26 protein-coding genes are annotated in these 24,537 nt (G+C 70.8%); 17 read left to right on the top strand and 9 right to left on the bottom strand.

The window, feature by feature from the left end:
* Window positions 1-32: 32 nt before the first annotated feature.
* The 3 genes from ACIBKY_RS08510 to ACIBKY_RS08500 form a co-directional block, all read right to left on the bottom strand.
* Window positions 33-1,139 (bottom strand): serine hydrolase domain-containing protein, encoded by a 1,107-nt coding sequence (locus tag ACIBKY_RS08510; protein ID WP_397095550.1) that lies wholly within the window; start codon window positions 1,137-1,139, stop codon window positions 33-35.
* A gap of 10 nt (window positions 1,140-1,149) precedes the next feature.
* Window positions 1,150-1,737, bottom strand: coding sequence for a dihydrofolate reductase family protein (locus tag ACIBKY_RS08505; protein ID WP_397095548.1), 588 nt, complete (start codon window positions 1,735-1,737; stop codon window positions 1,150-1,152).
* A 69-nt stretch (window positions 1,738-1,806) separates the two neighbouring features.
* Window positions 1,807-2,436 carry a helix-turn-helix domain-containing protein gene (locus tag ACIBKY_RS08500; RefSeq protein WP_397095546.1) on the bottom strand — a complete coding sequence of 210 codons (630 nt, stop codon included), beginning with the start codon at window positions 2,434-2,436 and terminating at the stop codon, window positions 1,807-1,809.
* A gap of 150 nt (window positions 2,437-2,586) precedes the next feature.
* Between ACIBKY_RS08500 and ACIBKY_RS08495 the strand changes: the two genes are divergently transcribed.
* The 6 genes from ACIBKY_RS08495 to ACIBKY_RS08470 all read left to right on the top strand — a co-directional run bounded on the left by ACIBKY_RS08495 (window position 2,587) and on the right by ACIBKY_RS08470 (window position 8,099).
* Complete coding sequence (locus ACIBKY_RS08495; RefSeq protein ID WP_397095544.1) at window positions 2,587-3,726, top strand: M28 family metallopeptidase; 1,140 nt, start codon at window positions 2,587-2,589, stop codon at window positions 3,724-3,726.
* 8 nt (window positions 3,727-3,734) lie between these two features.
* Window positions 3,735-4,652 (top strand): ABC transporter permease, encoded by a 918-nt coding sequence (locus ACIBKY_RS08490; RefSeq protein WP_397095542.1) that lies wholly within the window; start codon window positions 3,735-3,737, stop codon window positions 4,650-4,652.
* Complete coding sequence (locus tag ACIBKY_RS08485) at window positions 4,649-5,461, top strand: ABC transporter permease (protein WP_397095540.1); 813 nt, start codon at window positions 4,649-4,651, stop codon at window positions 5,459-5,461. Before ACIBKY_RS08490 ends, ACIBKY_RS08485 begins: the two co-directional genes overlap by 4 nt.
* A complete protein-coding gene (locus ACIBKY_RS08480) occupies window positions 5,458-6,537 on the top strand; it encodes an ABC transporter substrate-binding protein (protein WP_397095538.1) in 1,080 nt (359 codons plus the stop codon). The genes ACIBKY_RS08485 and ACIBKY_RS08480 overlap by 4 nt, the downstream gene beginning before the upstream one ends.
* Entirely contained in the window at window positions 6,513-7,598 is a 1,086-nt protein-coding gene (locus tag ACIBKY_RS08475) for an ABC transporter ATP-binding protein (protein WP_397095537.1), read from the top strand. The genes ACIBKY_RS08480 and ACIBKY_RS08475 overlap by 25 nt, the downstream gene beginning before the upstream one ends.
* Before the next feature lie 213 nt (window positions 7,599-7,811).
* Complete coding sequence (locus ACIBKY_RS08470; protein WP_397095536.1) at window positions 7,812-8,099, top strand: ArsR family transcriptional regulator; 288 nt, start codon at window positions 7,812-7,814, stop codon at window positions 8,097-8,099.
* A 255-nt stretch (window positions 8,100-8,354) separates the two neighbouring features.
* Here the strand turns inward: ACIBKY_RS08470 and ACIBKY_RS08465 are convergent, their stop codons facing one another.
* Window positions 8,355-9,443, bottom strand: a complete 1,089-nt coding sequence (locus ACIBKY_RS08465; RefSeq protein WP_397095535.1) for an MBL fold metallo-hydrolase — start codon at window positions 9,441-9,443, stop codon at window positions 8,355-8,357.
* Window positions 9,444-9,631: 188 nt separating this feature from the next.
* Here ACIBKY_RS08465 and ACIBKY_RS08460 point away from each other — a divergent pair, with 188 nt between their 5' ends.
* From ACIBKY_RS08460 to ACIBKY_RS08445, 4 genes are all read left to right on the top strand, one after another.
* Entirely contained in the window at window positions 9,632-9,958 is a 327-nt protein-coding gene (locus ACIBKY_RS08460; protein ID WP_397095533.1) for a PadR family transcriptional regulator, read from the top strand.
* On the top strand, window positions 9,955-10,311 hold the full coding sequence (locus ACIBKY_RS08455) for a DUF1048 domain-containing protein (protein WP_397095531.1): 357 nt from the start codon (window positions 9,955-9,957) through the stop codon (window positions 10,309-10,311). Before ACIBKY_RS08460 ends, ACIBKY_RS08455 begins: the two co-directional genes overlap by 4 nt.
* A 1-nt stretch (window position 10,312) precedes the next feature.
* Window positions 10,313-10,639, top strand: coding sequence for a DUF1048 domain-containing protein (locus tag ACIBKY_RS08450; protein WP_397095530.1), 327 nt, complete (start codon window positions 10,313-10,315; stop codon window positions 10,637-10,639).
* Between the two features lie 209 nt (window positions 10,640-10,848).
* Window positions 10,849-12,099, top strand: coding sequence for a serine hydrolase domain-containing protein (locus ACIBKY_RS08445; protein WP_397095528.1), 1,251 nt, complete (start codon window positions 10,849-10,851; stop codon window positions 12,097-12,099).
* A gap of 61 nt (window positions 12,100-12,160) precedes the next feature.
* On the opposite strand, the gene ACIBKY_RS08440 is transcribed toward ACIBKY_RS08445, so the two are convergent.
* A complete protein-coding gene (locus tag ACIBKY_RS08440) occupies window positions 12,161-13,078 on the bottom strand; it encodes an NAD(P)H-binding protein (protein ID WP_397095526.1) in 918 nt (305 codons plus the stop codon).
* Between the two features lie 113 nt (window positions 13,079-13,191).
* Between ACIBKY_RS08440 and ACIBKY_RS08435 the strand changes: the two genes are divergently transcribed.
* Window positions 13,192-14,142 (top strand): LysR family transcriptional regulator, encoded by a 951-nt coding sequence (locus ACIBKY_RS08435; protein ID WP_397095524.1) that lies wholly within the window; start codon window positions 13,192-13,194, stop codon window positions 14,140-14,142.
* 89 nt (window positions 14,143-14,231) lie between these two features.
* Window positions 14,232-14,987 carry a BTAD domain-containing putative transcriptional regulator gene (locus ACIBKY_RS08430; RefSeq protein ID WP_397095522.1) on the top strand — a complete coding sequence of 252 codons (756 nt, stop codon included), beginning with the start codon at window positions 14,232-14,234 and terminating at the stop codon, window positions 14,985-14,987.
* A gap of 127 nt (window positions 14,988-15,114) precedes the next feature.
* Here ACIBKY_RS08430 and ACIBKY_RS08425 read toward each other — a convergent pair whose 3' ends face one another.
* Window positions 15,115-16,620 (bottom strand): Gfo/Idh/MocA family protein, encoded by a 1,506-nt coding sequence (locus ACIBKY_RS08425; RefSeq protein ID WP_397095520.1) that lies wholly within the window; start codon window positions 16,618-16,620, stop codon window positions 15,115-15,117.
* Between the two features lie 60 nt (window positions 16,621-16,680).
* On the bottom strand, window positions 16,681-16,992 hold the full coding sequence (locus ACIBKY_RS08420) for a hypothetical protein (protein ID WP_397095518.1): 312 nt from the start codon (window positions 16,990-16,992) through the stop codon (window positions 16,681-16,683).
* 348 nt (window positions 16,993-17,340) lie between these two features.
* Between ACIBKY_RS08420 and ACIBKY_RS08415 the strand changes: the two genes are divergently transcribed.
* Both ACIBKY_RS08415 and ACIBKY_RS08410 read left to right on the top strand, forming a co-directional pair.
* Window positions 17,341-18,147, top strand: coding sequence for a hypothetical protein (locus tag ACIBKY_RS08415; RefSeq protein ID WP_397095516.1), 807 nt, complete (start codon window positions 17,341-17,343; stop codon window positions 18,145-18,147).
* A gap of 37 nt (window positions 18,148-18,184) precedes the next feature.
* Window positions 18,185-18,898, top strand: coding sequence for a 2-phosphosulfolactate phosphatase (locus ACIBKY_RS08410; RefSeq protein ID WP_397095515.1), 714 nt, complete (start codon window positions 18,185-18,187; stop codon window positions 18,896-18,898).
* Here ACIBKY_RS08410 and ACIBKY_RS08405 read toward each other — a convergent pair.
* Window positions 18,858-19,700 carry a LysR family transcriptional regulator gene (locus ACIBKY_RS08405; protein ID WP_397095514.1) on the bottom strand — a complete coding sequence of 281 codons (843 nt, stop codon included), beginning with the start codon at window positions 19,698-19,700 and terminating at the stop codon, window positions 18,858-18,860. The genes ACIBKY_RS08410 and ACIBKY_RS08405 overlap by 41 nt on opposite strands.
* Before the next feature lie 72 nt (window positions 19,701-19,772).
* Here ACIBKY_RS08405 and ACIBKY_RS08400 point away from each other — a divergent pair, with 72 nt between their 5' ends.
* On the top strand, window positions 19,773-20,978 hold the full coding sequence (locus ACIBKY_RS08400) for an MFS transporter (protein WP_397095512.1): 1,206 nt from the start codon (window positions 19,773-19,775) through the stop codon (window positions 20,976-20,978).
* Between the two features lie 4 nt (window positions 20,979-20,982).
* Here ACIBKY_RS08400 and ACIBKY_RS08395 read toward each other — a convergent pair whose 3' ends face one another.
* Window positions 20,983-21,423, bottom strand: coding sequence for a hypothetical protein (locus ACIBKY_RS08395; RefSeq protein WP_397095510.1), 441 nt, complete (start codon window positions 21,421-21,423; stop codon window positions 20,983-20,985).
* Between the two features lie 121 nt (window positions 21,424-21,544).
* On the opposite strand from ACIBKY_RS08395, the gene ACIBKY_RS08390 reads away from it, so the two are divergent.
* The gene (locus ACIBKY_RS08390; protein WP_397095508.1) at window positions 21,545-23,065 is read left to right on the top strand and encodes a hypothetical protein; all 1,521 of its coding nucleotides are present in this window, start codon (window positions 21,545-21,547) and stop codon (window positions 23,063-23,065) included.
* Between the two features lie 83 nt (window positions 23,066-23,148).
* A complete protein-coding gene (locus ACIBKY_RS08385; protein ID WP_397095507.1) occupies window positions 23,149-24,534 on the top strand; it encodes a hypothetical protein in 1,386 nt (461 codons plus the stop codon).
* The last annotated feature ends 3 nt before the right edge of the window (window positions 24,535-24,537 follow it).

Below are 24,537 nucleotides of genomic sequence, written 5' to 3'. Positions count from 1 at the left end.
ATCCGATGAGACACCCGCGGTCAATGTCCGGGTCAGGACGGCTGCCGGTCCTCGCCCACGACGCGCAGGTCGTCGCCGAGGGCGTTGGCGATCTCGGCGGCGCGGGAGTGGTCGGCCAGGCGGCGGGTCAGGTAGGCGGCGGCGTGGCGGTGGGTGCGCGACCACCAGCCGGCCGAGCCGCCGATGCCGCCTTTGGCGATCTTGCCGGAGTCGCGGACGAAGCCGAGGGTCCAGGTGATCCGGGTGCCGAAGACCTCGTCGAAGTCGGTGACCTGGGCGGCCAGCAGTTCCTCGTGGAGTTCCCCGCCCAGGAGTTCGCGTACGGGGCCCGCCGGATCGGTGAGATGGGAGAAGAAGCGGGCGATCGTGGTGGCGGTGGCCTGGAGGTTGACCGCGCCGAAGACGGCTTGGCGCCATGCGGTGGAGTTGGTGCGGGCCGTGTCGAGGGCTCCGGCGGGGATCTGGAGCCAGGGGGCGGCGTGCAGGTGCCGGGGCCAGGACGGGTCGGCGTACTCCAGGTCGGCGACGCGGTCCAGGTGCCGCTCGGGTACGCCGAACCACGCGTCCAGATCGAGCGCGGGGCGGACCACCCGGTCGTGGATCCGGCCGAGGCTCGTGCCCGCCGTCGCGCGCAGGGCGGCGTCCACCAGGTGGCCATAGGTCAGGGCGTGTTCGCCCAGCCTGGTTCCCGGCGTGTACTCCGGGGGCGCGTACACCAGGCTCTCGCGCAGCGCCGCCGCGTCCAGCAGGTCCGTCCCTGCTGCCCCGGCGGGGAAGCGCGGCTGGCCTGCCTGGTGGGTCAGTACCTGGCGCAGGGTGGTGGCCTGCTTGCCGTTGACGCCGTACGCCGGCCAGCGTGCGGCCAGGGGCTCGTCCAGGGTCAGGGCGCCGTCGCGCACCGCCACCAGGGCGGCGATGGTGACGAAGGCCTTGGACAGCGAGTACGGCATGACGAGGGTGCCGGGCCGCCAGGGCCGGGTGCGCCCCGCGTCGGCCCAGCCGCCGGACAGGTTCACCACCTCGCGGCCGTCGCGCCAGACCGAGACGCCGGCGCCGCTCTCCCTGCCGCTGTCGAGGAGGTCCTGGAAGACCTCGCGCACGCGTTCGTAGCCGGGTTCGGCGAAACCTTGTGTCCTCATGACACCCACATTACCCCGTGGGGGTATGCAGCGTGGGCCGGTAGACGAGTTCCTGGGTGTGGCCGTCGAGTGTCCGGTGCTCGATCAGTTCGAGGTCGAAGTCGAGCGCGCCCCTGAAGATGGGATCCTGCCCGGTCCGGCCGGTGATCACGGGGAAGAGCGTCACCTGGACGTAGTCCACCAGGCCGGCGGCCATCAGCGCCCGGTTCATCGACAGGCTGCCGTGTGAGCGCAACGGCACCCCGGACGTCTCCTTGAGCGCGGCGACGACGTCGACCGCGTCGCCGCTCTCGACGGTCGCGTCCGGCCAGTCGAGCGGTTCCCGGAGCGTGGCCGACACCACCGTCGCCGGCAGGTTCAGCATCCGGGTGACCCACGGGTCATGAACCTCCGAGTCCTCGGCGCTCGTGGCCAGCATCCGCGCGAACGCCCGATGCGTGGTGGCGCCGAAGACCATCCGCTGCTCCTGCCCGTACAGGGAGAATCGGCGCTCAAGCAGCTCGGGGCCCTGCTTGCCCCAGTAGCCGCCCCAGTCGCCGCTGGCGGAGCCGAAGCCGTCGAGGCTGGAGAAGACGTCGAAGGTGTAGGAAGCGGTCATGATGCCCTCCTCGGGTGCGGTCGCAGGTACAGACTCGCGGCCCCGGCGAAACTCATCGCCGACGAGGGCCTACTCCTGCCAGTCCGCGTCGGGGATCTCGTCGGCCAGCGAGAGTATGACCGAACCGCTGACCGGTTCGGGCCCCAGGTCGCCCTGGGCGTGGCGGAGCGCCAGTACGGCCCTGGCCGCGACGTCCCCGGTGGTCGCGTACACGTGCGGCGCGTCGGCGGAGAAGGCCACGAAGTCCCCGGCGGACAGCGAGACCGGCTGGTCCACCGGCCCGGCCGTCAGCGTGCCCGCGGTGACCACGATGTTCTCCACCCCGGCATGGCCGCGCGAGCGGTACTCCTGGCCGGGCAGCACGATCATCTCGTAGAACTCCACCGTGTCCAGGCCGCTGGAGCTGAACCTGTGCATGAAGCGCAGATCCAGATTCGGCCGGGTGACCCGCGCGCCCTGGTCCGCCCGCACCACGGTGACGGGCGGCCGCCTGGCGCCGTCGATGAGGTCGGTCACCGGCACGCCCAGCGCGGCGGCGAGTGATGTCACCGTCTCCAGGGTCGGGTTGCCCTGCGAGCGTTCCAGCAAGGACAGGGTGGCGGGGCCGACGCCGGCCCGCCGCGCCAGTTCCGCGCTCGACAGGCCGCGCAACCGCCGCAACCGCCGCAGATTCGCGGCCAGCAAGTCAATGATCTCCACGTTACCCATCACAACCTCCGGGTGAATTCTCGCGCCCTTCGAAGGCTCCTCTGGGCGATAGGGGGGCTTGACGATTGGGGGGCTCGGCGTTCAGTATGCGATGTCATCGTTCGATTCGTCGAATTGTAGACCTACGAGCAGGGAGTTCGCATGCCGTCAGAGATCGTTGCCCGGGTCATGTCAGGCCTTTCTGAGACCATCGGCGTCCGGTTCTCGGCCAGTGAGGGCGAGCACCGCGCCGCCGAGTTCCTGTCCGAGTGCTTCCGCGAGCAGGGCCTGCCGACCACGTTGCAGCGCCTCGGCTTCGTCGGCTGGTCGGTGACACGGGCGCCCAGCCTGACCGTGGCGATCGACGGCGCCGAGGAATCCCTGGACGTGGCCCCCGTCGTCTACTCCGCACCGGCCGGCGACCTGACCGGGACACTGCGCAGGTACGGCGTCAAAGTGCTCATCGAGGGCCTCTACGAGATGCCCACCATGGAGCTCGTGGACGGCGGCGGCACCCCCGTCGCCCAGATCGTGGTCAACGCGGGCGGCGACGCGATCCCGCTGATCAACCCCAACGCGCTCTACCGCGTCCCGATGGTGGTGGTGTCCGCCAAGGACGGCGAACGGCTGCTCGCCGCGGTCGACGCGGGCACACCGGTGAGCGCGCGGGTGTCCATCGGCACCCGGCTCGACCCCGACGCCTACTCCTACAACGTGATCGCGACCTACGAGGGAGACCCGTCCTCCAGCGACTACGTGGTGGTCTGCGCGCACTACGACACCCAGCTCGACACCCCCGGCGCCTACGACAACGCCTCCGGTACGGCCGGCATGTTCGGCGTCCTCGAATACCTGCGGGCCAACGACATCGCGATGAACGTCAGGTTCGTCGGCATCGCGGGCGAGGAGGTGGGCATGTTCGGCTCCCACTTCTTCGTCAACGACCTCACCGAGCGCGGCCTGCTCGGGCACGTGCGCTACTGCGTCTGCCTCGACCAGATCTCCGGCGGCGACTTCTTCTGGCTGTGGTGCACCGACCCCGGCCTGCGGGCCACCGCGCTCGACGCCATCGAAGGGGCCAGGGTCGCCGAGATCGGCGAGGTCAGGGTGGACGACAACAAGCCCGGCGCCGACCACTGGGCCTTCCACGAGAAGGGCGTTCCCGCCCTTCTGCTCATGTGGTGGCGCCAGGCCGACTACCACAAGCCGGGCGACACGTTCGACAAGGTCGACTTCGGCCGCGTCGACGTCGCCGTCGAGGCCGCCGGACGACTGATGGCCTCGCTCGCCAAGCAGATGTGAGGAACCGGATGTCCACCACCACGCGAACGCCGTCACCACCCGCGGACACTCCGTCGGCCACCCGGCCCGCCGGGCGGCGGACCGCCACGGCGCTCGCCGGCCGGCTTTCGTGGCGGCGGTGGGCACTGGTGGCGCCCGCCGTACTCGCGACGATCCTTCTCTTCGTCGCTCCGCTGGGGCAGATGGTCGCCGCCAGCTTCACCGGCGGGGCGTCGGCCTACCGGCGGGTTCTGAGCGACGGGCTCTACCTGGAGGTGACCCTCACCACGCTGCGGGTATCGCTGATCGCCACCGCGGTGACCGTGGCGGTGGGGTATGCCACCGCCTGGTGCATGGCCCGCTGCGTGCGCAGCGCGCCGGTACGGCGGGCCCTGCTCCTGCTGCTGGTCACCCCGCTGTTCATCTCCGCGGTGGTCAGGTCGTTCGCGTGGCTCGTGCTGCTGGGCAAGGAAGGGCTGGTCAACGATGTCGTCAGGGCGCTGGGGCTGTCGCGGGAGGGCTGGTCCCTGCTCTACAACGAGACCGGCGTGATCATCGGCCTGGTCTACATCCTGCTGCCCTACACCACACTGTCGATCCTGTCGGCCTTCGAGGCCCTGGACGGCCGGCTCGAACGCGCGGCGGCGGACCTGGGCGCGACCGCCTGGCGCCGGTTCACCACCGTGACGCTGCCGCTGACCGTGCCCGGCGTCGCCAGCGGAGCGCTGATGGCGTTCGCGATGGCGGTCACCGGCTACGTCACGCCGGCCGTGCTGTCCGGCGGCCAGGTACGGGTGCTGTCCATGCTGATCTACGAGCAGACCCTGGTGACCTTCGACTGGGTGACGGCCAGCGTACTCGCGGTGCTGCTGCTGGCCCTCTCGCTCACCGCGGTCATCTTCTACCTGCGGATGCTCAGGCGGTACGCGATGGAGGGAGCACGATGAGCCAGGGGATGGAGACCGGCCGCGTGGCCAGGACCGCGGGCAGGCTGTGGCTGATCCTGGTGTCGCTGTTCCTGCTCGCGCCCTCGGTGGTGCTGCTGGGCACGGCGGTGACCACCACCGGGTACCTGGCCTTCCCGCCCGAGGGCATCACGCTGCGGTGGTTCGCGCTGGTGCTGTCCGACCCGGCGTGGGTGGACTCGATCGTGGCGTCGGCGAACATCGCGCTGATCGCCACCGTCGCCGCCGCGGCGCTGGCGGTCCCGGCGACGCTGGCGCTGACCTCGCCGAGGATGCCCGGCCGCGACACCGTCGAAGGGCTGCTGACGTTGCCGATGCTGGTGCCGCAGATCGTGCTGGGCGTCGGGCTGCTCCAGCTGCTGCTCGTCCTCGGGGTGGGGCGGACGTACCCGGGCTTCGTCATGGCCCACGTGATCCTGGCGCTGCCGTTCGTGCTGCGCAGCGTGCTCACCTCGCTGCGCGGCGCGCCCAGAACGCTCGAACTGGCCGCCGCCGACCTGGGAGCCGGACCGTGGCGCAGGTTCGCCCACGTCACCCTGCCACTCATGCGCACCGGGCTGGGCGCCGGATGCCTGCTCGGCTTCGCGGCCAGCTACGTCAACGTCGAGGTCAGCATGTTCCTGTCCACACCCGCGCTGAACCCGCTACCGGTCAAGTTGCTCAACCAGGTCGCCTACACCGTGGATCCCGGAGTGTCCGCGGTTTCCACCCTGACCGTGGCACTCGCCTTCGCGGCCATGTTGATCGTGGACCGGGTGTCCGGTCTCAAAGCGGCGGGAGCACCCTCATGACCTGGACAGGACGCGGTCTCGCCGCCCTCGCCGCGGCGACGCTGCTGGTGACCTCGTGCGGGAACGTCATAGACGCGCAGAACCAGGCCAAGTCCGGGAACGACCACGGCGGTGGCAAGCTGCTCCGCGTCGCGATCTTCGGCGGCTCCTGGGAGAAGGGCATCAGGCAGAGCGTGATCGCCCCCTTCGAGAAGGAGACCGGCATCCGCGTACAGGCCGAGATCGGCACCTCCACCGTCACGCTGGGCAAGCTGCGCCAGTCGCCGGACGCCGTCGACGTCGCCCTGCTCGACTCGGGCGTCTCCGAGGCCGCGCGCGCCGAGAAGCTGGTGGCCGTTCTGCCCGAGGACAAGATCCCGGCGATGTCCGAGCTCGCCGATCGCGCCAGGCTGCGCGACCGCGACGGAGTCTGGGCCCTCACCATGGGCTACTGGGCCCTGGGTCTGGCCTACAACAGCGAGAAGGTGAAGACGCCACCCGCTTCCTGGGACGACCTGTGGGCGCCCGCGAACGCCGGCAAGGTCGCCATCCCCTCGCCCGCGACCACCGGCGGGCTGCCGCTGGCACTGCTCGCGGCCGGTCAGGTGGAGGCCAAGGGCGGCGCCGACATCACGCCCGGCCTGACCAGGCTGAGTGATCTGAACGCCGTGTCCTTCTTCGACTCCTCCGGCGCGGCCGGCAATCTGCTGCAGTCCGGTGAGGTCGCCATCGCCGCCCACTACAACTCGGGCGCCTGGCCCCTGGCCGACCAGGGCCTGCCCATCAAGTGGGTGGCGCCCAAGGAGGGGGCGCTGGCCGCCGACAGCCGCTGGCACGTCACCGCGAAGGCGCACAACACGGAGGCGGCCTACAAGTTCCTGGACTTCGCCTCCCGCAAGCAGGCGCAGGAGGGACTGGTCAAGACGCTCTATCTGGCCCCGGCCAGCACCACGGCGGTGATCCCGGCCTCGGTGCGCGAGCGCATGCCGTACGGGCCGGGCGGCTCGCTGGACGACCTGCGCTACGTGGACTGGGACATGGTCAACGAGAACAAAGCGAAATGGACGGACGCATGGACCAGGACCGTGCCGCGATGACCGGCGGGCAGCTTGAGCTGCGGAAGGTCAGCAAGCGCTACGAGAGCCAGCTCGTCGTGGACGACATCGACCTCACCATCGCCGCAGGGGAGTTCCTCACGCTCCTCGGCCCGAGCGGCTGTGGCAAGACGACGGTGCTGAACCTCCTGGCCGGGTTCATCGCTCCCGACGCCGGTGACATCCTCATCGACGGGGTGAGCATGGTGGCCACCCCGCCCAACCGCCGCCCGGTGAACACGGTGTTCCAGGACTACGCGCTGTTCCCGCACCTGAGCGTGCTGGACAACGTCGCGTTCGGGCCGCGGATGGCCAAGATGGACCGCAAGGCCCGTCGCGCGCTGGCGGGCGAGTCGCTGGAACTGGTCGGCATGAGCGGCTTCGGCGATCGCCGCCCGGCCGCGCTGTCCGGCGGCCAGCGCCAGCGGGTCGCCCTGGCCAGGGCCCTGGTGCTGCGGCCCCGCGCGCTGCTGCTCGACGAGCCGTTCGCCGCACTCGACCTGCAACTGCGCAGGCAGCTCCAGCGTGAGCTGCGGGCCCTGCACACCGAGCGGGGCACCACCTTCGTGTTCGTCACCCACGACCAGGAGGAGGCCGCCACGCTGTCGGACCGGATCGCGGTGCTGCGGGGCGGCCGGGTCGAGCAGGCGGGCACACCGGGAGACATCTTCGACCGGCCGGAGACCGCCTTCGTCGCCGGGTTCATCGGCGAGTCGAACGTCCTTCCCGCCGTCACGGAGGCGGCCGGGCTGGTCGTGCCCGGACTGGGCGGCGCGCGGATCCCCGTTCCCGCCGGCCGTCTCCCGGCCGGGGGCGTCGCGATCCGCCCGGAGCGGCTGCGGGTGCTCGCCGCGTCCGACGAACTTCCGCAGGGCTGGTACGGCGTGCCCGCCCGCACCCTGGACGTGATCAGAGTGGCCTCCGACATCCGCGTCACCGCCACGACCGAGGCGGGCGCCACGCTACGCGTCACCCTGCCCGTCACCCAGCCCGCCCCGGGCGAGAACGAGAACGTGCGCCTCGCCTTCCATCCCGGCCACGTCGTCCCCCTGCCGCAGGCCTGACGCCGTCATCGGCGCCCGGTCGCAGCCCGCGTACCAGGCACAACGTCACCAGGACCGACGCCACGGCCATCACGGACATCGCCAGGGCGGGAGAGGTGTGCTGGGCGATGGCACCGGCCAGAGCCGCCCCGGCACCCTGCATGGTCATCGTCCCGGACGCGTGCAGCCCCATGCGGGCGGTGGGTCAGCCGGCGCCTGCCCCACCACCATGCCGTGATCTACCCCTGCCGGGGGGCGCTCGCCGAAGGTGAGCGGGTGCCGGTGCCCGACGCCCTGGGCAAGCTGCCGGGGCACGCTCGGGCAGGCGTTCTCGTCCTGCTCGCCGGCCCCACGAGCACGACCCAGCTCGTGGCGCTGACCGGGCAGGGACTCGGCTCGGTGGGGCGCCACCTCAAGGTGCTCCTGGACGCGCGCCTCATCCGGCGCCGGCGGGTGGGCCGCTCGGTGCTCTATGCCCGCACCGATCTTGGCCAGGCCCTGGTCGAAAGCCAGGACCCGTAGGCGGGTTCAGGGACCGGCGCAGGAAGTCCAGTTCGTGGCGGAGCACGTTCTCCTGGACGACCAGGTGGCTCGCCCGCGCCATCGGCGGTTGAAGGCGACGATCCCGGAGGACATCTCCCTGCTACGCCTGCCCGGAGGGGGCTCGTCGTGATCGGCGGGGTCCACGAGGAGGCGTTGCTCGCCGGTCGCGCGGGGATCTCATCGGGTTCCGGAGGCCGGCGGTAAGGTTTCGCAGGACGGCGAAACCTTGACGGATCAGCGCGGAGCGTGGTGGCGCACGTTCAGGCGCATGAGGTCCTTCCCCACGATCATCTTGCCGCGGTATCCGGCCTTCTCCGCGCCGGTGCGGGCGCGCTGCTGCCACTGCGCGTGCGGCTGGAAGTCTCCGATATGGCTCAGCACGAGTGAATCGACGCCCGACTGCCGGGCCACCGTACCCAGGTCGAGAACGTCCGTGTGGGTCGTGCGCATGTGCTCCACGAAGTGCTCGGAAGCCCCGTGCTCGTGCCACCACTGGGGATCGTTGGCCTCGTGGACCAGGATGTCGGCGCCCTCGGCGAGGGTGGGGATGTTCGGCGTGAGGGTGGTGTCTCCGGAGAAGACCACGCTGCCGTGTTCGGTCTCGAACCTGTACGCCAGGCTGGGGAAGACCACGCCGTGGGAGACCAGGATGGCCGTCACCCTGACGTCGTCGTTGCTCATCACGGGGAAGGACTTCATGGCCGGCGCCGTGTCCCCGGTGGGGGACGCGCCCACGTCCGGCAGCTTGATCTCATGGACGCGGAGGGCGCCGGCCGGGTCGAATCCGATCTTCTCGGCGATGAAGGTGTTGCTGGAGTAGGCGAAGGCCTCGTTGGAGAGCCTGGTCAGGTCGGCGAGGCCGGGGGTCGGGCGGTGCGGGGCGACCCATTTGGCGCCGGGAACGTCGGGCAGCGCGCCCGCGCTGGGCGGGCCGTAGACGTCGATGCGCGGCATGGCGCCGGTCTGGGACATGATCGCGGGAGCCATGTACATCGCGAGGTTGAAGTAGTCGGCGATGTGGTCGGCGTGGAGGTGGGTGACGAAGATGCCCTTGAGCCGTGCCGGGTCCAGGCCGGCGCGCACGTACTGCGACACCGCCCCGCGGCCGCAGTCGACCATGTAGACGTTGCCCCGGACGACGAGCGCGCTGGCGATGCCGAAGCGCCCGCTCGAAGGCGTCGGACCGGCCGCGGTTCCCAGCAGTACCAGGTCGGTTCCGCCGGAGGGCGTACGCGCCTGCGCGGGTGCCGGCCGGGAGAGCGCTCCGACCGAGGCGATGCCCGCGGCGATGGCACTGGAGCGCAGGAGCGTTCGCCGGCTCACCGGACCGGGCGTATGGGCATTTTCGTGAGTGTTCACGGAAGTTCCTCTCCTCGGTGTGGCCTCGACGAGATGACGCTTCCACGGTGCCGCGCGCTTTCGCGTCGGTGATATCTACCTAGCTCGCTACTCTGTGGTACTGTATAGTGGTACTCGGTACTACAAAGTACCAACTGGGTGAAGAGGACCCGATGGACGACCTGACGGAGATGCTGAAGGGCACGCTCGAGGGCTGCGTGCTGGAGATCATTGGCAGTGAGGAGACCTATGGGTATGCCATCACGCGCCGGTTGAACGAGCTCGGCTTCGCCGATGTGGTGGAGGGCACGGTCTACACCATCTTGCTGCGGCTGGAGAGGAACGGACTGGTCGTGGTGACGAAGCGGCCGTCCGGGCAGGGTCCGCCGCGCAAGTTCTACGCGCTCAACGAATCCGGGCGCGCGGAGCTGGCGAGGTTCTGGGTGAAGTGGGAGTACGTGACATCACGGATCGACACGCTCAAGGAGGGTGGGAGATGAACTTCTGGGAGACCATCACCGGCAGCGATCTCACCAGGGAATGGAAGGCGTTCGAGGCTCGGGCCGCGACGCTGCCGGCCGGCTATCGGGCGGCATGGGAGCAGATCAAGGGCCACCTGACCCTGTACGGGGACTTCACCGGCCGCAACCTGATGCCGATCTTCGATGGCGTGCTGGGGCTGCTGGAGGAGAGCGCGGCCGAGGGGCAAAGCGTGGACGAGGTGCTGGGCGAGGACATCGCGGGCTTCTGCGCGGCGCTGGCCGGTGGCGAGCGCAGGCGCGGCTATCGCGATCGCTGGCGCGAGCAGTTGAACAGGAACGTGGCCAGGAAACTGGGCCGGCTAGGAGGCTGACGTGGGCATCCAGGACATCATCGAGGGCAAGAAGCAGTGGCGGGCGCACCTGGCGCGGGTGAAGGCGCTGCCACCGGACTACCAGATCGTCTACAAGGAGATGCAGCGGTACTTCTTCAAGGTCGGGCCGGTCGACCTGCCCGACGGGCCGCTGCTGCCCGGGATCGTCGACTTCTTCGAGGAAGGCGTCGCCGCGGGCAAGGGAGTCCTGCAACTCATCGGCAACGACGTCGCCGCCTTCTGCGACGACCTGATCAAGGACACGCCCACCCACGCCGACATCTACCAGGAGTCCCTCACCCGCGAACACGGCACGACCGAGAAGTAACACCCGCCGGCCGGCGGTGAGATCCCGGCCGCGGCCCTGCCCGTCCGGCCCTTGTCCCCCAGGTGAGCTGCCACGACGCCGGCGTCACCTGGGACGAGCGCCCGCCTGCCCGTAGGCAGGAACCCACTCGCGTGTCCACCTTGAGCGGCCGCCGTCCAGCGCGCCCATCCGCGAAGTGACAAGCCATCATCGAGAGAACGGATATCCGCATGACAACCCACCAGGGTAGCGACCACGCCTCCATGAGCGGCGGCGGTGTAGAGGAAGGCTGGGGAAAGATCGCCGACGCGTTCCACGCGAACTTCGACGCCCCCGGCGAGGTCGGCGCGGCGTGCAGCGTCTACGTGGGCGGCCGCCCCGTCGCCAACCTGTGGCGCGGGCTCGCCGATCGCGAGGCGAACCGGCCGTGGCGTGAAGACACGATCGTCCAGGTCGCCTCCACGACGAAGGGCGCCACCGCGATCTGCGCCCACATGCTGGCACAGCGCGGCGAGCTGGACCTGGACGCCCCGGTGACCCGGTACTGGCCGGAGTTCGGCGCCAACGGCAAGGAAGAGATCAAAGTGCGCTGGCTGCTGTCGCACCAGGCCGGTCTCCCGGTCGTCGACGGACCGCTGACGTTCGAGCAGGCGTGCGCGTGGCACCCGGTCATCCGTGCGATCGAGGCGCAGAAGCCGCTGTGGCGGCCCGGCACCGAGCACGTCTACCACGCCGTCACCTACGGCTTCCTGGTCGGGGAGGTCGTGCGCCGGATCACCGGCAAGTCACTCGGCACGTTCTTCGCCGAGGAGGTGGCCGCCCCTCTCGGGCTGAGCGCCTGGATCGGGCTGCCCGAAGAGCACGAGGAAAGAGTGGCCCGCCTCCACTACGCCGACGCGTTCAGCGTGGAGGAACTGCTCGCCGGGATGATCGCGACCACCGGCCTCGACGCGGCCACGGTCACCGCATGGGTCGAGTCCCTGTGGAGCCCGGGTTCGATCCAGATGCGCGCGGGGGAACTCGGCGGCGCCCTGGACAACACCTCCGGCTATTTCACCACGCGGGCCTGGCGCGCGGCCGAGTTCCCGGCCGCGAACATGCTCGCGGACGCGCACTCCTTGGCGCGGATGTACGCCGCCACGGTCAGCGACGTCGACGGGGTGCGGCTGCTCGAACCGCCCACGGTCGAGACGATGACGGCCGTGCAGACCGGCAAGACGCGGATGTACGGGCTGCCGCCCGGCCTGGACATCCCGGCCGACCGCTCCTTCAACATGTCGCTGGGGTTCTGGCGAGCATGCGCGCCGGCGCCGATGATCGGGCCCGGGTCGTTCGGCCACCCCGGCTCAGGTGGATCGATCGCCCTGGCCGACCCCGAGGGCGAGGTCGGCTTCTGCTACGTCACGAACCTCTGGAACTTCCGGCCCGACGACCCGAGGGCGGCGAACCTGGCCAAGGCCGTACGGTCCTGCCTGGGCTGAGATCCACGGCCCTGGCCGGTGCGTCCGTCAGGTGGCGGTCCTGACCGGCGGCCCGGCTCCGTCAGCGGGCATCGGCCGCCTCCGGCGTGGCGAGGACGGCGGGCTTGAGGGTCCGCGCGCACCACTGCGCGAATCCGGTGGCCGGGCCCGCCTGCGGCGAGCGGCCGGCGCCCGAGTCGAGACCCTGGTCCTTGGCACGCTTCATGTCGACCATGCCCTCGACGAACGCCTCGTTGAGGCCGTGGCCGAGCATGGTGGACCGCAGTTCGCCGAGCGGCCGGCGCCGGTAGCGGACAGGCCGGCCCAGTACCTCGGTCATGATGCGGGCCAGGTCGTCCGGCGACAGGTCCTGCGGGCCGAGCACCGGAACACTGCCGACGCCGCTCCAGGAACGATCCAGCAGGAGCCCGGCCGCCGCCGAGGCGATGTCGGCGACGGCCACCATCGGGGCCGGACGGTCCGCGGCGACGGTGTCGGTGAAGACGCCGTCCTCGCGGATCGAATCGGCCTCCTCCAGCAGGTTCTCGAAGAACGACGGGTTGGCCAGGGCCCGGTAGGCGACGCCGGAGCCGGCGATCAGGTCGTCCATGGCCAGGGAGGCGGTGACCAGCCCGGCCCGGGCGGCCACCGGGGTGCCGCGGCCGAGCGCCGAGACGCCGACGACGTGGCCGACGTCGTGGGCGGCGAACGCCCGCGCGGCCGGGCGGGTGAAGCCGCTGTACGCCTCGTCCGGTGTGAGCGAGGCGTCCGGCGGCACCAGCCAGAACACGGCGTCGGCCCCGGTGAAGGCGCGCTCGACGGTCGCGGCGTCGCCGTGCGAGCCGGTGACCACCTCGACCCGTTCGCGTACGGCCCCGGGGAGCCGGGCGGGATCGCGGACGATGACGCGCACCTCCTCACCGTGCGCGGGCGCCGCCTCGACCAGCAGCGACAGCAGCCGCCGGCCGATGTTCCCGGTGGGAGCGGTAATGACGATCATGAAAACCTCGCGGTGAGTGCCGGATCGATACAGCCCCTATCGTGAGGACCCGCAACGCATTGCCACAATGGGAACTTCAGCATCCAATCATTGCCCGAAATGGAATGACGCCGGTGAGCAGCCCAGACCCGAACCTTGACGCCAACCTCGCCGTCGCCCTCGACGCCTTGCTGACCGAGCAGAGCGTCACACGTGCCGCCGCGAGGCTGCGCACCTCACCGGCGGCGATGAGCCGTACCCTGGCCCGGCTGCGCCGGGTGCTCCAGGATCCGCTCCTGGTGCGGGCGGGACAGAAAATGGTGCCAACGCCCCGCGCCGAGGCCCTGAGGGACGAGGCCGCCGCGGTGGTGCGCCGGCTGGAGGCGTTGCTCACCCCGAGCGGCGGGATCGACCCCGCCGCACTGCGGCGCGCCTTCACCGTCCAGGCCTCGGACCTGGTCGGCACGGCGCTGGCGCCGGGGCTGCTCGACCTGGCCCGTCGCCGGGCGCCGGGCGTCTCGCTGCGGGTGCTGGCCGAGGAGTGGGAGGCGGGCCCCGCCCTGCGCGAAGGCCGGATCGATCTGGAGATCGGGGCCATCGACCACGTCGACCCGGAAACCAGGGTCGAAGAGCTGGTCACGCTGCGGATGGCGGCCGGCGTCAGAGCCGGGCACCCGCTCACCGAAGGAACCCTGACACCCGCGAGGCTGGCCGGGGCCGAGCACGTGACGGTCAGCCGCAGAGGACGCTTCACCGGCCCGCTGGACGCGGCCCTGGCCGAGGAGGGGCTCACCCGGCGGGTCAGCGCCGTCCTGCCCGGACATCTGGCGGCGATGGCATTGGCCGCGGCCGGCGACATGGTCTGCCTGGTGCCGGCCGCGCTGCCGGGCCAACCCCCCTCGCCGCTCAGCGACGCCGCGTACGCGATGGGGCTGCGCCTGCTGGAAATCCCGCTGCCGCTGCCACCGCTGACGATGGGCATGGCCTGGCACCCGCGCCACACCGCCGACGGGGGTCACCAGTGGCTGCGTGGCGCCGTGCGCCGCGTACTCCGTCGCGCCGGTGATCATGAGGGGCCGATGTAGGGCGTTTACCGGACATTGCCCGGCCCGTCCCGTCCATACAGTGGAAATCAACTGAGAGGCGGACGGAAAGGTCGCGGTAGCACGCTCTGATGGGAATGCAGATCAACGTCCTGGGACCTTGGGAGATCAGCGCGGGCGGTACGCGGCTCCCGCTGGCAGGCGCGCGACGGGTGGGGGTGCTGACCAGGCTGGCGCTGAGTGCCGGGCAGCCGGTTTCGGCCGATCACCTGCTCGCCCAGGTCTGGGGCGAGAGCACCGCGACGACCGCGGCCAAGCAGTTGCAGATCGTGGTGTCGAAACTGCGCGGCCTGATCTCGCCGCACGCCGGCATCGCCACCGTTTCCGGTGGATACCAGCTCAACGTCCCCCGCGAGCATGTGGACGCCCTGCTCTTCTCGCTCCTGGTGCGCCGGGCGCGTACCGCGAAGACGCAGGGAGACCTGACGACGGCCGACAGCCTGTTCCACCGGGCTCTGACCCTGTGGCGGGGAGAGGCGCTGACGGGCATCCGCGCCCCGTGGGCCCGTGCCGAGGCCGCCCGCCTGGAGGAGGAACGCCTGGCCGCCCAGGAGGACCACGCCGACCTGCGCCTGGCCGTCGGCGACCACCACGGGCTGATGCCGATGCTGGCCGGCCACGTCACCGCGCACCCCCTGCGGGAACGACCGCGGGCGCAGCTGATGCTGGCGCTGTACCGGGCGTCGCGCCCCTCCGAGGCGCTCGACGTGTACCGGGACATCCGCCGCGTCATGGCCGACGAACTGGGCATCGAGCCGGGAACGGCACTGCGCACCCTGCACCAGGCGGTGCTGAGGCGAGACCCGGCACTGGACGCACGCGGGTAACCCGCGCAACCACCGCGGCCGATGGGAGTGGGCCGTCGGGTCCTCACCACCTTCCCGCCCGGATGGGGCCGCGTCAGCCCCGGCCGGGCGAGACGTCTCACCGGTGCGCTCAACGCTGCCGAGCCGCCTATCCGCCTTGGAGCTGAGGGTCGTCCGGCTGGGGGCGGTCGAAGGTGGGCCGCGCGTCCTTCCAGTGGCCGCGGGTGAAGTCGGGCACCTTGACCGCGTTCAGCCGCTCGGTCTTCAGCGACTCGTGGCTGAGCGGGATCACCGAGCACCACGCCGCCGAGTCGTAGACGTCGATGTCGGGGGTCATGCCGAGCCGCATCAGCTGGATGAGGCGGAAGATGGAGACGAAGTCGCCGCCGCCGTGCCCGCCGTACTGACCGGCCAGCCGTTCCAGCAACGGCCACAGCCAGTGGTCGTGCTGCTTCAGGATGCCGGTGTACGCGGTGCCGGTCCGCCACGCGTGGTCGTTGTGGCCGAGTGACTCGAGGTAGACCCGGGCGTTGTCGAGCTCGATCGACCCCCTGGTCCCGGTGAGGGTGGTCTCCCTGGTGTACGGATGCGGGGAGTTCACGTCATGCTCGACCCGGATGAACCGGCCGCCGGTGGTGGTGACGAAGCAGGTGTGCCGGTCACCCGAGATATACGGTCTGTCCTGCCACGACGAGTGGTCCGGGCCCACCCGGGAGTCCTCCTCGCGGAACAGGGCCAGCGCCTTCGGCACAGACGCCACGGCCACCAGTTCGTCGAAGCGGTCGCCGCGATTGATGCCCATGGACGCCGACACCGGCCCCAGGCCGTGCATGGGGTAGTGCAGGGCGTTCATCCGGGTCTGCCAGCGCCGCCGCCAGTGCTCGGGGTGGTAGGCGCCACCGAACAGGTACGGCCAGCGCAGATCGTGGACATAACCACCGGAACCGTGCTGCAGGTCGCCGAAGAGCCCCGCCCGGACCATGTTGAACATCTGCAGTTCCGGCCGGAAGTAGTTGACGTTCTCCAGGAGCATGCAGTGCTTGCGGGTACGTTCCGAGGTGCGGACCAGGTTCCAGATCTCGTCCAGGTGCGGGGAGATCGGTAACTCGACGGCGACGTGCTTGCCGTGTTCCATGGCCGCCTTGGCCTGGCGGTGGTGCCACTCCCAGGGGGTGGCGACGTAGATCAGGTCGATGTCGTCGCGCTGGACGAGCTTGAGGAAGTCCTCCTCACCCGCCGAGTATCCGACCGGCGCGACGTCCTGGAAGCCCTGCTCCATGATGCGGGCGATGGTGCGGGTGACCCGTTCGGGCCGGATGTCGCACACGGCGGTGACCGTGGAGACGGCGGCGAACCGCAGATCCTGGCTGCCGCCCCGGTTGCCGAGGCCGATGAGCCCGGTCCGGACCTTCTCGAAACCCTCGAACGGCACGTTGACCATGCTCTTCTCGCGCGGGTCGCGAGCGGGTTCCCAGGCGGTCGAGTCGGCGGCGGCGGTGGTGGTGGCGGTGCCTCCGATGCCTGTGGCGGCACCCAGGACGATGCCGGACTTCAGTAATCGGCGGCGAGAGGGGGTGTGGGGATGCGGCGGGGCCACGGCGATCACTCCCTGGAGGGTGGACAGCGACTTTTCCCCGATAGTGAGCAGTGTCAACTGTCCCGTGTCAGAGAGCAAGGCGGTACCGCCTGGCGGGGCGGTACCGCCTCGTCGGCGTCAGGGGACCGGGCGCACGTCCAGGCCGTAGCTCAGGCGGTCGATCCACCAGGGCCCGCAACTGGCGATGCTCCACTGGCCGCTGTTGGTCATCGTCCAGCCGCCGTCCCTGCGGCCGTTGACGCACTGGACCCACGCGCGGTACTCGTAGGCGGGACCGCTCGTCGCGCATCGGGCGGAGAACGAGTTCTGCCCGATGGCGTACTCACAGTCACCGGCTTGGGCCGACGCCGGGCTCAGCGCGCCCGACGCGATGGTGATGGCTCCCACCGCGAGCGCGGTCGCGGCCAAAGCGCGCAGGGTTCTTCTCATACCCTCTCCTAGTACGGGTGACGGTTGTTTCCGCACGCCCGGTGCAGGCCTGACTCCGGGTACGTGCGGCAGAGGGAATGCTTAGGAAACTTTCCTAAGCGAAAGATACGTGCCTCTGGTGGCACGTCAACCCTGCGCGTCATGGCTCATGCCACGATGGCGCGCGGATGTACTACCGGGTCATGGACGAGCGCCGCGCCGTCAAGGTACCGCTGCGGCCGTAGCCCGCCGTCCGCTTCAGGACAGGCGCAAGGGGTTCTGCCCGGACGGCCCGCGACATACGTTGGGCTGACCCGCCGCCTTGGAACGGTCCCGAAGGCGGCGTCTCCTTCGAGGAAGGACCCGGCCATGGAGCCCTATCAGTTCTACGCGCCCATCCCCGCCTCCACCGCCTCGGCGCAGTCGATCAAGGATTGGTTCTACCGCAGGCGCACGCAGGTGTCGGCGCTGGCCGTGTCGTACACGCCGCACTCGACCTTCAGCCAGGACGCGATGGAGGCGCTGGAGAAGAAGCTCAGGTCGATGGAGAGTTTCCTCGCCAACAAGGGCGCTCCGGCCACCGCGGTCGACGAGTTCGGGAAATGGCTCGCGAGCGACAGCGACTACGGGGCCTGGGACTACTACGTCGCCGACCAGCAGGCGAAGGACCTGGTCGAGAGTGACCGGCAGGCCCAGGCCATGAACGCGGCCGCCATCAACGACGCCAAGAACCGGGCCAGCGGCGGCGCGCTGGCGCTCAGCAGGCAGAACGCCGCCGGGATGATGTCGCTGGACAAGCAGAACGGCCGGGTCATCGCCGGGCTGGCCGTCGTCGGCGACGCCACGCAGCTCTACACCGGCATCAGCGGCAAGGACAAGCACGGCTTCCCCGACCACCCGCTCATCGCCCGGCTTCTGGAGGGCACCCACCAGGCGATGGACTGGCCGCAGGAGTCGTGCGCCGAGGTGGACGCGCTGAAGAAGTACCTGCACGCGCAGCTCGCGCCGGTCACCGCGCTCAACCAGATCCCGCGCAACACCCTGGTCTTCAACGCCCTGGTGTGGCACCCCGGCGGCAACTGGGAGGGCAAGGTGACCTCGCAACGCTGGCAGCCCAGGTCGGCCTGCGCCAACTGCGACCAGTGGCTCAGGAAGATCGGCGCCCTGCGCTCCTGAAGCGCACCACGTCGGGGTTTGTGCGAGTATGACCGGAATGTACGCGCGTTTCCTCGGCATTCCTGATCTGGTCGAAGCCCCGTCCGTGGCGGTCGTCGTCGACGTCATGCGGGCTTTCACCGTGGCGGCCTGGGCCTTCGGCCAAGGGGCGGAAAAGATCGTTCTTGCCGGGTCTCTGGACGAAGCCCTGGCGCTCAAGGCCCGCCACCCGGACTGGGTGACGCTCAAGGACGGCCCGCCGGCGCCCGGGTTCGACGCCGTCAACTCGCCGGGCCTGCTGCGCTCCGCCGACCTTGGCGGCCGGACGGTCGTGCAGAAGACCACGGCGGGAACGGTCGGCGCGCTCGCGGTCAAGGAGGCGTCACTGGTGCTGTGCGCCGGTTTCGTGGTGGCGGAGGCGACGGCCCGGCTCCTGCGCACGCGCGAGGGCGACGGCGTCACGTTCGTGGTCACCGGCGAAGACGGGCAGGCCGAAGAAGATCTGGCCTGTGCTCAGTACATCGCCCGGAGGGTCACCGACGCCGGGGCGGACGCCGCCGGCTACCTCCGCCGCGCCGCCGGCTCGCGCGCCGCCGCCGAACTGGCGCAGGGGGTGCGGCAGGGAGCGCACCCCGATGACGTCGCGCTCTGTCTTGAACTCGACCGGTTCCCCTTCGCCATGGTGGCGACCTTGGAAGATTCGCTCATGGTCCTGCGGCCGGAACCCGAGCTCAGATCATCCGCCGCAGAGCGGTCTCCACAGCGTCGATGAGCGCGTCGCCCTCGGTGCCGGGGCGGCGGGCGAGGCCGAGTTCGACGTCCGGCAGAGCGGGCAACGCGGCCGTGTCATGGCAGGCCATGGCCGGCTCAAGGTTGGCGGGCATGAGTGCCGCGACCCCGAGCCCGGCACGCAGCGCGGCGAGAACTCCGGCCAGGCTGTTGCTCTCGAACGCCACCCGCCAGCGCCGCCCGCTGCCTTCCATCGCCTCCAGCACCGCCGTACGCCAGGCGCAGGTGTTGGAGAACAGCACCACCGGCAGCGGATCGGCGTCGACGGCGACGCCGTGCCCGACCGCCCAGACCAGCGGCAGGCGCACCGTCCAGCGCGGCGGCCAGGGAAGGTCCGGCGCCTCGTCGAGCACGAGCTGGACGCGGTCGGTGTCGTAGGCCTGCCGCATCGCCGCGTCGGAGAGAATGAGCACCTCCAGCGTCGCCTCGGGATGCAGCCGCGCGAGGTCGGCGAGCGCCTGCGGAAGGCGGGAGACGGCGAGATCTTCGAGGAGTCCCACGCCGCAGTGCCCGGTGAGCGCCCGTCCGGTCTCGGCCAGTGCCTGTGCCGACAGCGCGAGAATGCGCTCGGCGTAGGGCAGGAGCTCCTCGCCGGTCCGGGTCGGCCATACGCCGGACGGCGCCCGGTGCAGCAGCGGACGGCCGACGACGCCCTCCAGCCTGCGCAACTGCTGGCTGAGCGCGGGCTGGGTGTTGCCGAGCGCCGCCGCCGCGCGGCTGATGCTGCCCGCCCGTACGGCGGTGACGAACGTCCGCAGCAATGCGGTCTCGAGATCGCGTGCCATAAGCGTTCATTATATCGGGCACAACGAATTAACGACTTCCTATAGCCTCGCGGACGATCTACCGTCGGATCAATGACGAGATTTCGCCAGGTGCTCGCGGTGCGGGGGATGGCGCCGCTGCTGGGCATCTCGCTGCTCGCTCGTACCGCGATCACGGCCGACGCGATGGCGCTGACGATGTACGTCGTGCTCGCCCTCGACCTGAGCTACGCGGCGGCGGGAGGCGTGGTGGCGGCACTCACCGCCGGTGTCGCGCTGGGCGGGCCGCTGCTGGGCCGGATGATCGACCGGCGGGGCCTGCGTACCGTGCTGGTGGTCACGATCGTGCCGCAGATCGTCTTCTGGCTGACCGTGCCGATTATGCCGTATGTGATCTTGCTGACCGCCTCCTTCGCCGCCGGGTTGTTGATGGTGCCGGTCCAGGCCGTCACCCGGCAGGCGGTCGCCGCGATGACGACGGCCGGGCAACGGCAGGCGGCGTTCGCGCTGGAGTCGGTGGTGGGCGAGTTGTCGTACGTGGTGGGCCCGGCGGTGGTGATCCTCTTCGCGGCGAGCATGTCCCCCGGCGTGGTGGCCTGGGGCCTGGGCGCCGTGATCGTCGCAGGAGGAGCGGGGATCGCCCTGCTCAACCCGCCGCTGCGGGCCGCGGACGAGGCGGAGGGCGAGGCGGCGGAACGGCCCCGGCGCCGGGAGTGGCTGGGAGCGCGGATGGCCGCCGTCCTGACGATGGGGTTCGGCGTCGCGATGCTGCTCAGCGGCGTCGACCTCGCCATCGTCGCCACACTCGAAGAAACCGGTCAGCTCTCGTGGGCGGCCGTGGTCGTCGCCGTGTTCGGGGTGACGTCCGTGGTGGGCGGTCTCGTGTACGGAGCGCTGCCGCGGCCGATGCCCACCTGGCTGCTGCTCGGCCTGCTCGGGCTGGTGACGATTCCGGCCGGCCTCGCCCACGATTGGCGGTGGTTGTGTGTGGCCATGATCGGTGCCGGGCTGCTCACCGCGCCGACCCTGTCCACGGTCTCCGACGCGGTGAGCCGGCTGGCGCCGGTCGGCGTGCGGGGCGAGGCGACCGGCCTGCAGGCCTCGGCCGCGAGCGCGGGCTTCGCGCTCGGCGCCCCGGTCGTGGGGATGGCGATCGACGCGTCGGTGCCCGCGGGCGGCTTCGCGGCCGCGGGCCTGGCCGGCGTGCTGGCCGCGCTGACGGGACACCTGCTCTCCCGCCGGTCACCGGCCACGGCGGCGTCCACACGCGTCCCGGAGACCGGCCGAACCGGAAGGTGAGCGGCTACATGGTGGCGGCGAGGGCGGCGAGCGCCTCGTCGTACTGCGCGCGGCCGAAGAGGAAGGGGCCGAAGGGCGCATAGTCGCGGGTCGGGCGATACGGTTGCGCGAAACCATCCCACACCACCAAGCTCCCGGTCGGCGTGATCCGGGTCATGAGCGGCCAGCAGCCGACCTCCCCGCATTCGCAGGCCAGGACGGCCGTGTTGGGGCCCAGCCCCGGGTTCTCCTTGCCGAGGAAGTGCTCGTCGAGCGGACCGTATCGGTAGCAGGCGGGGATGAGGCCACCGTAGGCACCTCCTGCCGGTTGTATCCCCGCGTCGATCTCGAACCGGTCGATCAGATCGGTCAGCGCTTGACCGTCGATCGCGGGCACGATCTCGTGAACCTGCGTATGGGCCCGCAACCGGACGGCGAACTCGATGACGCGCAGGTCCGCGGTCACGACGCGCCCGTGGCGAAGCCGTCGTGGGCAGGGCGGGGGAACACGATCATGTCGTCCAGGATGCCATCGGATGGGGATTGGTTTTGTTGACGCGAGCGGGTGATGCCGAAAGGATCACGCCGTGTCGCGCTTATGGTGGTTCGTTGCCTTTCTGGTGGTCGCGTCGAGCCTGGTCAGGCAATGGCTGCCTGCCGATGACGGTCAGCCGGTGTTCTGCTCGTGGTCGGGCGCCGAGCCCAGGCCCCTGTGGGAGATGGTCCTGCCCGGCTACCTTCTCTCCGCCGCGAACGCCACCGCCGTCGCCACGGCACTGCTGCTCGGCTGGGTCAGCGTCCGGCGTTCCGGCCTCCCGCGCTTCGCCACCACCACGGTCGTCGTCCTGATCGCCCTCAACCACACCCTGCTGGAGGCCGCGCGCGCGATCAGCGCCCTGCCGGCGGGCACCGCCTGCTCGATCGACCCCGCCACCTTCGAGGCGACGCCCTGGGCGGAGATCGCCTGGACGCTCGCGCCCGCCCTGCTGGTCCTGTTCGGGGTGCGCGCCGCCCTTGACCTGCCGCGCCTGCCGTGGCGCCCGATCGCGCTGGCCGCCGCGGTCACGGCCATCGCCGCCTTCGCGGTCTTCCTCGTACGGCAGCCGCCCGCCGGCCCGGTGGCGAGCCGTACCTCCGACGGGACGCCCCGGCACGTCCTGGCGATCACCGGCTCCACCCTCACGGTCGTGGACCTCGACGACGGCGGCACGACCCGCGTCCGGGCGCCCGACCCGGCGTTCTACCGGTTCACCGCGGTCGCCAGAGACGTGACCCCGGGCGCCTACCTGGCCGCGGTCACCACGCAGGGCGACGGCGCCTTCGGCGAGCGGACCTCACGCCTCCATCGCGTCCGGATGGACGGTGAGGGCGGCGCGACCGTCGGCGACCAGGTGGGCGGTGACCTGGAGGGCTGGGTCATGGACCTGGCGGTCTCTGGGACGGGCACGATCGCCTATTCCAGAGTCCTGCCCGACCCGGAAGACAGCACCGAGGTCGCCTCGACCGTCGTCGGCCTGATCGGCCAGAAGCGCGAATGGTCGACCCGAGCCCCTCAGCACGGTCCCTACGGTGACGGCGGGCTGGCCCTGCACTGGAGGGACGCCGGCACCCTCGCCTTCCGCGCGGTCACGGCCGGTGGCCGATCCCACATCGTCGCGCTGGACATCAGCCGCCCCGGCGACGACCTGCTGGCCGCCAGGAAGCTGCACACGTTCGCGGCGCTGACGGACGGCTCCGCGCTCTCGCTGCCCGGCGGCCGCGTGGCGATGTGGACGAGCGACGGCGATTCCTACGACGAGACGATCACCGTAGTGGATCTCCCGGTGAAGGATCCGCCACACCGGCGGCCGGCCGGGGTGGCCTTCAGCCCCGGCTGTGCGGTCGTCATGGCTTACGCCACGGATCCATCGGGCCGCCACCTGCTGGTCTCGGTCCTGAACGCGGACGAGCACGGCATGGAGGGCATGGTGCGCGAGTGCGCCGAGCACCCTGGCGAGTTGTACCGCGTCGACCTCCACGCGAGCCCGCCGGCCGGGCCGGCCGATCCGGCGCTTCCTCGGCGGCGGGTCTGGCAGGGTGAGGAGCCCTTCTCCGCGATCGTCTGGTAGGCCGGGAGCACCTGGGGGATTTCGGACCAAATACGGGAATCGGGGCGATGACTGCCCGGACGGCCGCGGGCACGATCGCGACCATGAGACGCACCTCGGCCGTCACCCTCGTCATGCTCTTAGCCGGCTTACTGACCCTGCCCTCTCCCGCCCGGGCCGCCGCCACCGGACGGGCGCTCACCGGCACCGAACTCGCCCAGATCAGCCCCCTGCGCCACCACGACACCCTCGGAGCCCGTGACGACGTCGCCGCCAGGTTCCCCGTGGTCAAGGCGACCCTCAACGACCTCCTGGCCCCCGGGGGCCACACGGCCAGGCCGCTCTGCCACGGCGCGGCCTGGAACAACGGGACCAACCTGCGGCCGGACCTCGCCTACACCGGCTACTGCTGGGACGCGACCGACACCACCACCGCCCACTGGTACCCCCAGGGCATGACCGGCAGCGGCGACGCCATGAACGGCTCGGTGAACTACCCGCCCTGCCCCGGTTGTCCCGGCAAGAAGATCACCGCGGTGAGCTGGCGCAACGGGACCTTCCCCGCGAACGCGGTCCCGCGCTGGCAGGCGAACCAGCTGGCCCGGGTGACCTTCACCGGCTTCTCCGGCGCGGCGGCGGAAAACTACCGCCACGCCCTGCTCGTCGAGCCCGACGGCTCTGCCGAGGGGTTCCGCGAGATCAACAGCCACGCCGACGGCCTCACGTGGTACGGCAACAAACTGTTCCTGTTCGCCGGAGGCGACCCGGCAGGGCGGGTCATCCGTGTCTTCGACCTCACCCAGTTCTGGCGGATGAACTCCACCTCGTCCGGCAACGTCGGCTGCGTGAGCGGGGTCTGCTCCGCGGCGTGGTCGAGCTTCGCGCTGCCGCAGATCGGCTACTACCAGTTCCGGGACGCGGGCGGCTGCGCCGGCGTCACGGGGCCGCGGCCCTGCTTCAGCGGAGTCTCCCTCGACAGGTCGGGCGCCGACAGCCTGATCACGGTGGAGCACGTGCAGGCCGCCTCGGGACGGGTCGTCCGCTGGCCGCTCGACTTCGTCACCGCCCGGCTGGAGGAGGGCGCCGACGGCCTGGTCCGGCCCCGGGAGGCCTGGTTCAGCCCGGTGTGGGACATGCAGGGCGGGGTGTTCCACAACGACGTGGGCGTCATGGAGGGCCTGTGCCCGAACGGCTACCCCGCGGTCTCCTACATGCCCCACGTCACCGTGGACGGGGTGTCCCAGTCGATCGTCAACACCGGCGGCACGCAGTACCGCAAATCATGCCTGCACCAGGTGATCATCTCGGCAGACCGATCGCGGATCACCACCAGCTATCTGACCACCGCGCCGGGTAACGCGCAGAACCTGTCCTTCTGGCCGGCGAGCAACGAGCTGTGGCTGGTCAACGAGTACCGCGGTGACACCACCGGCTCCTACGGCAGCAACCGGCAGGTGCTGTCACTGAAGTGCGTCAACCTCGTGTGCTGACTC

Origin of the sequence: Nonomuraea sp. NPDC050394 (assembly GCF_044459065.1) — a bacterium.
In the GTDB taxonomy this organism is placed as follows: domain Bacteria; phylum Actinomycetota; class Actinomycetes; order Streptosporangiales; family Streptosporangiaceae; genus Nonomuraea.
The sequence above is the reverse complement of the archived record's forward strand: the minus strand, read 5'-3'. Positions and strand labels throughout refer to the sequence as shown.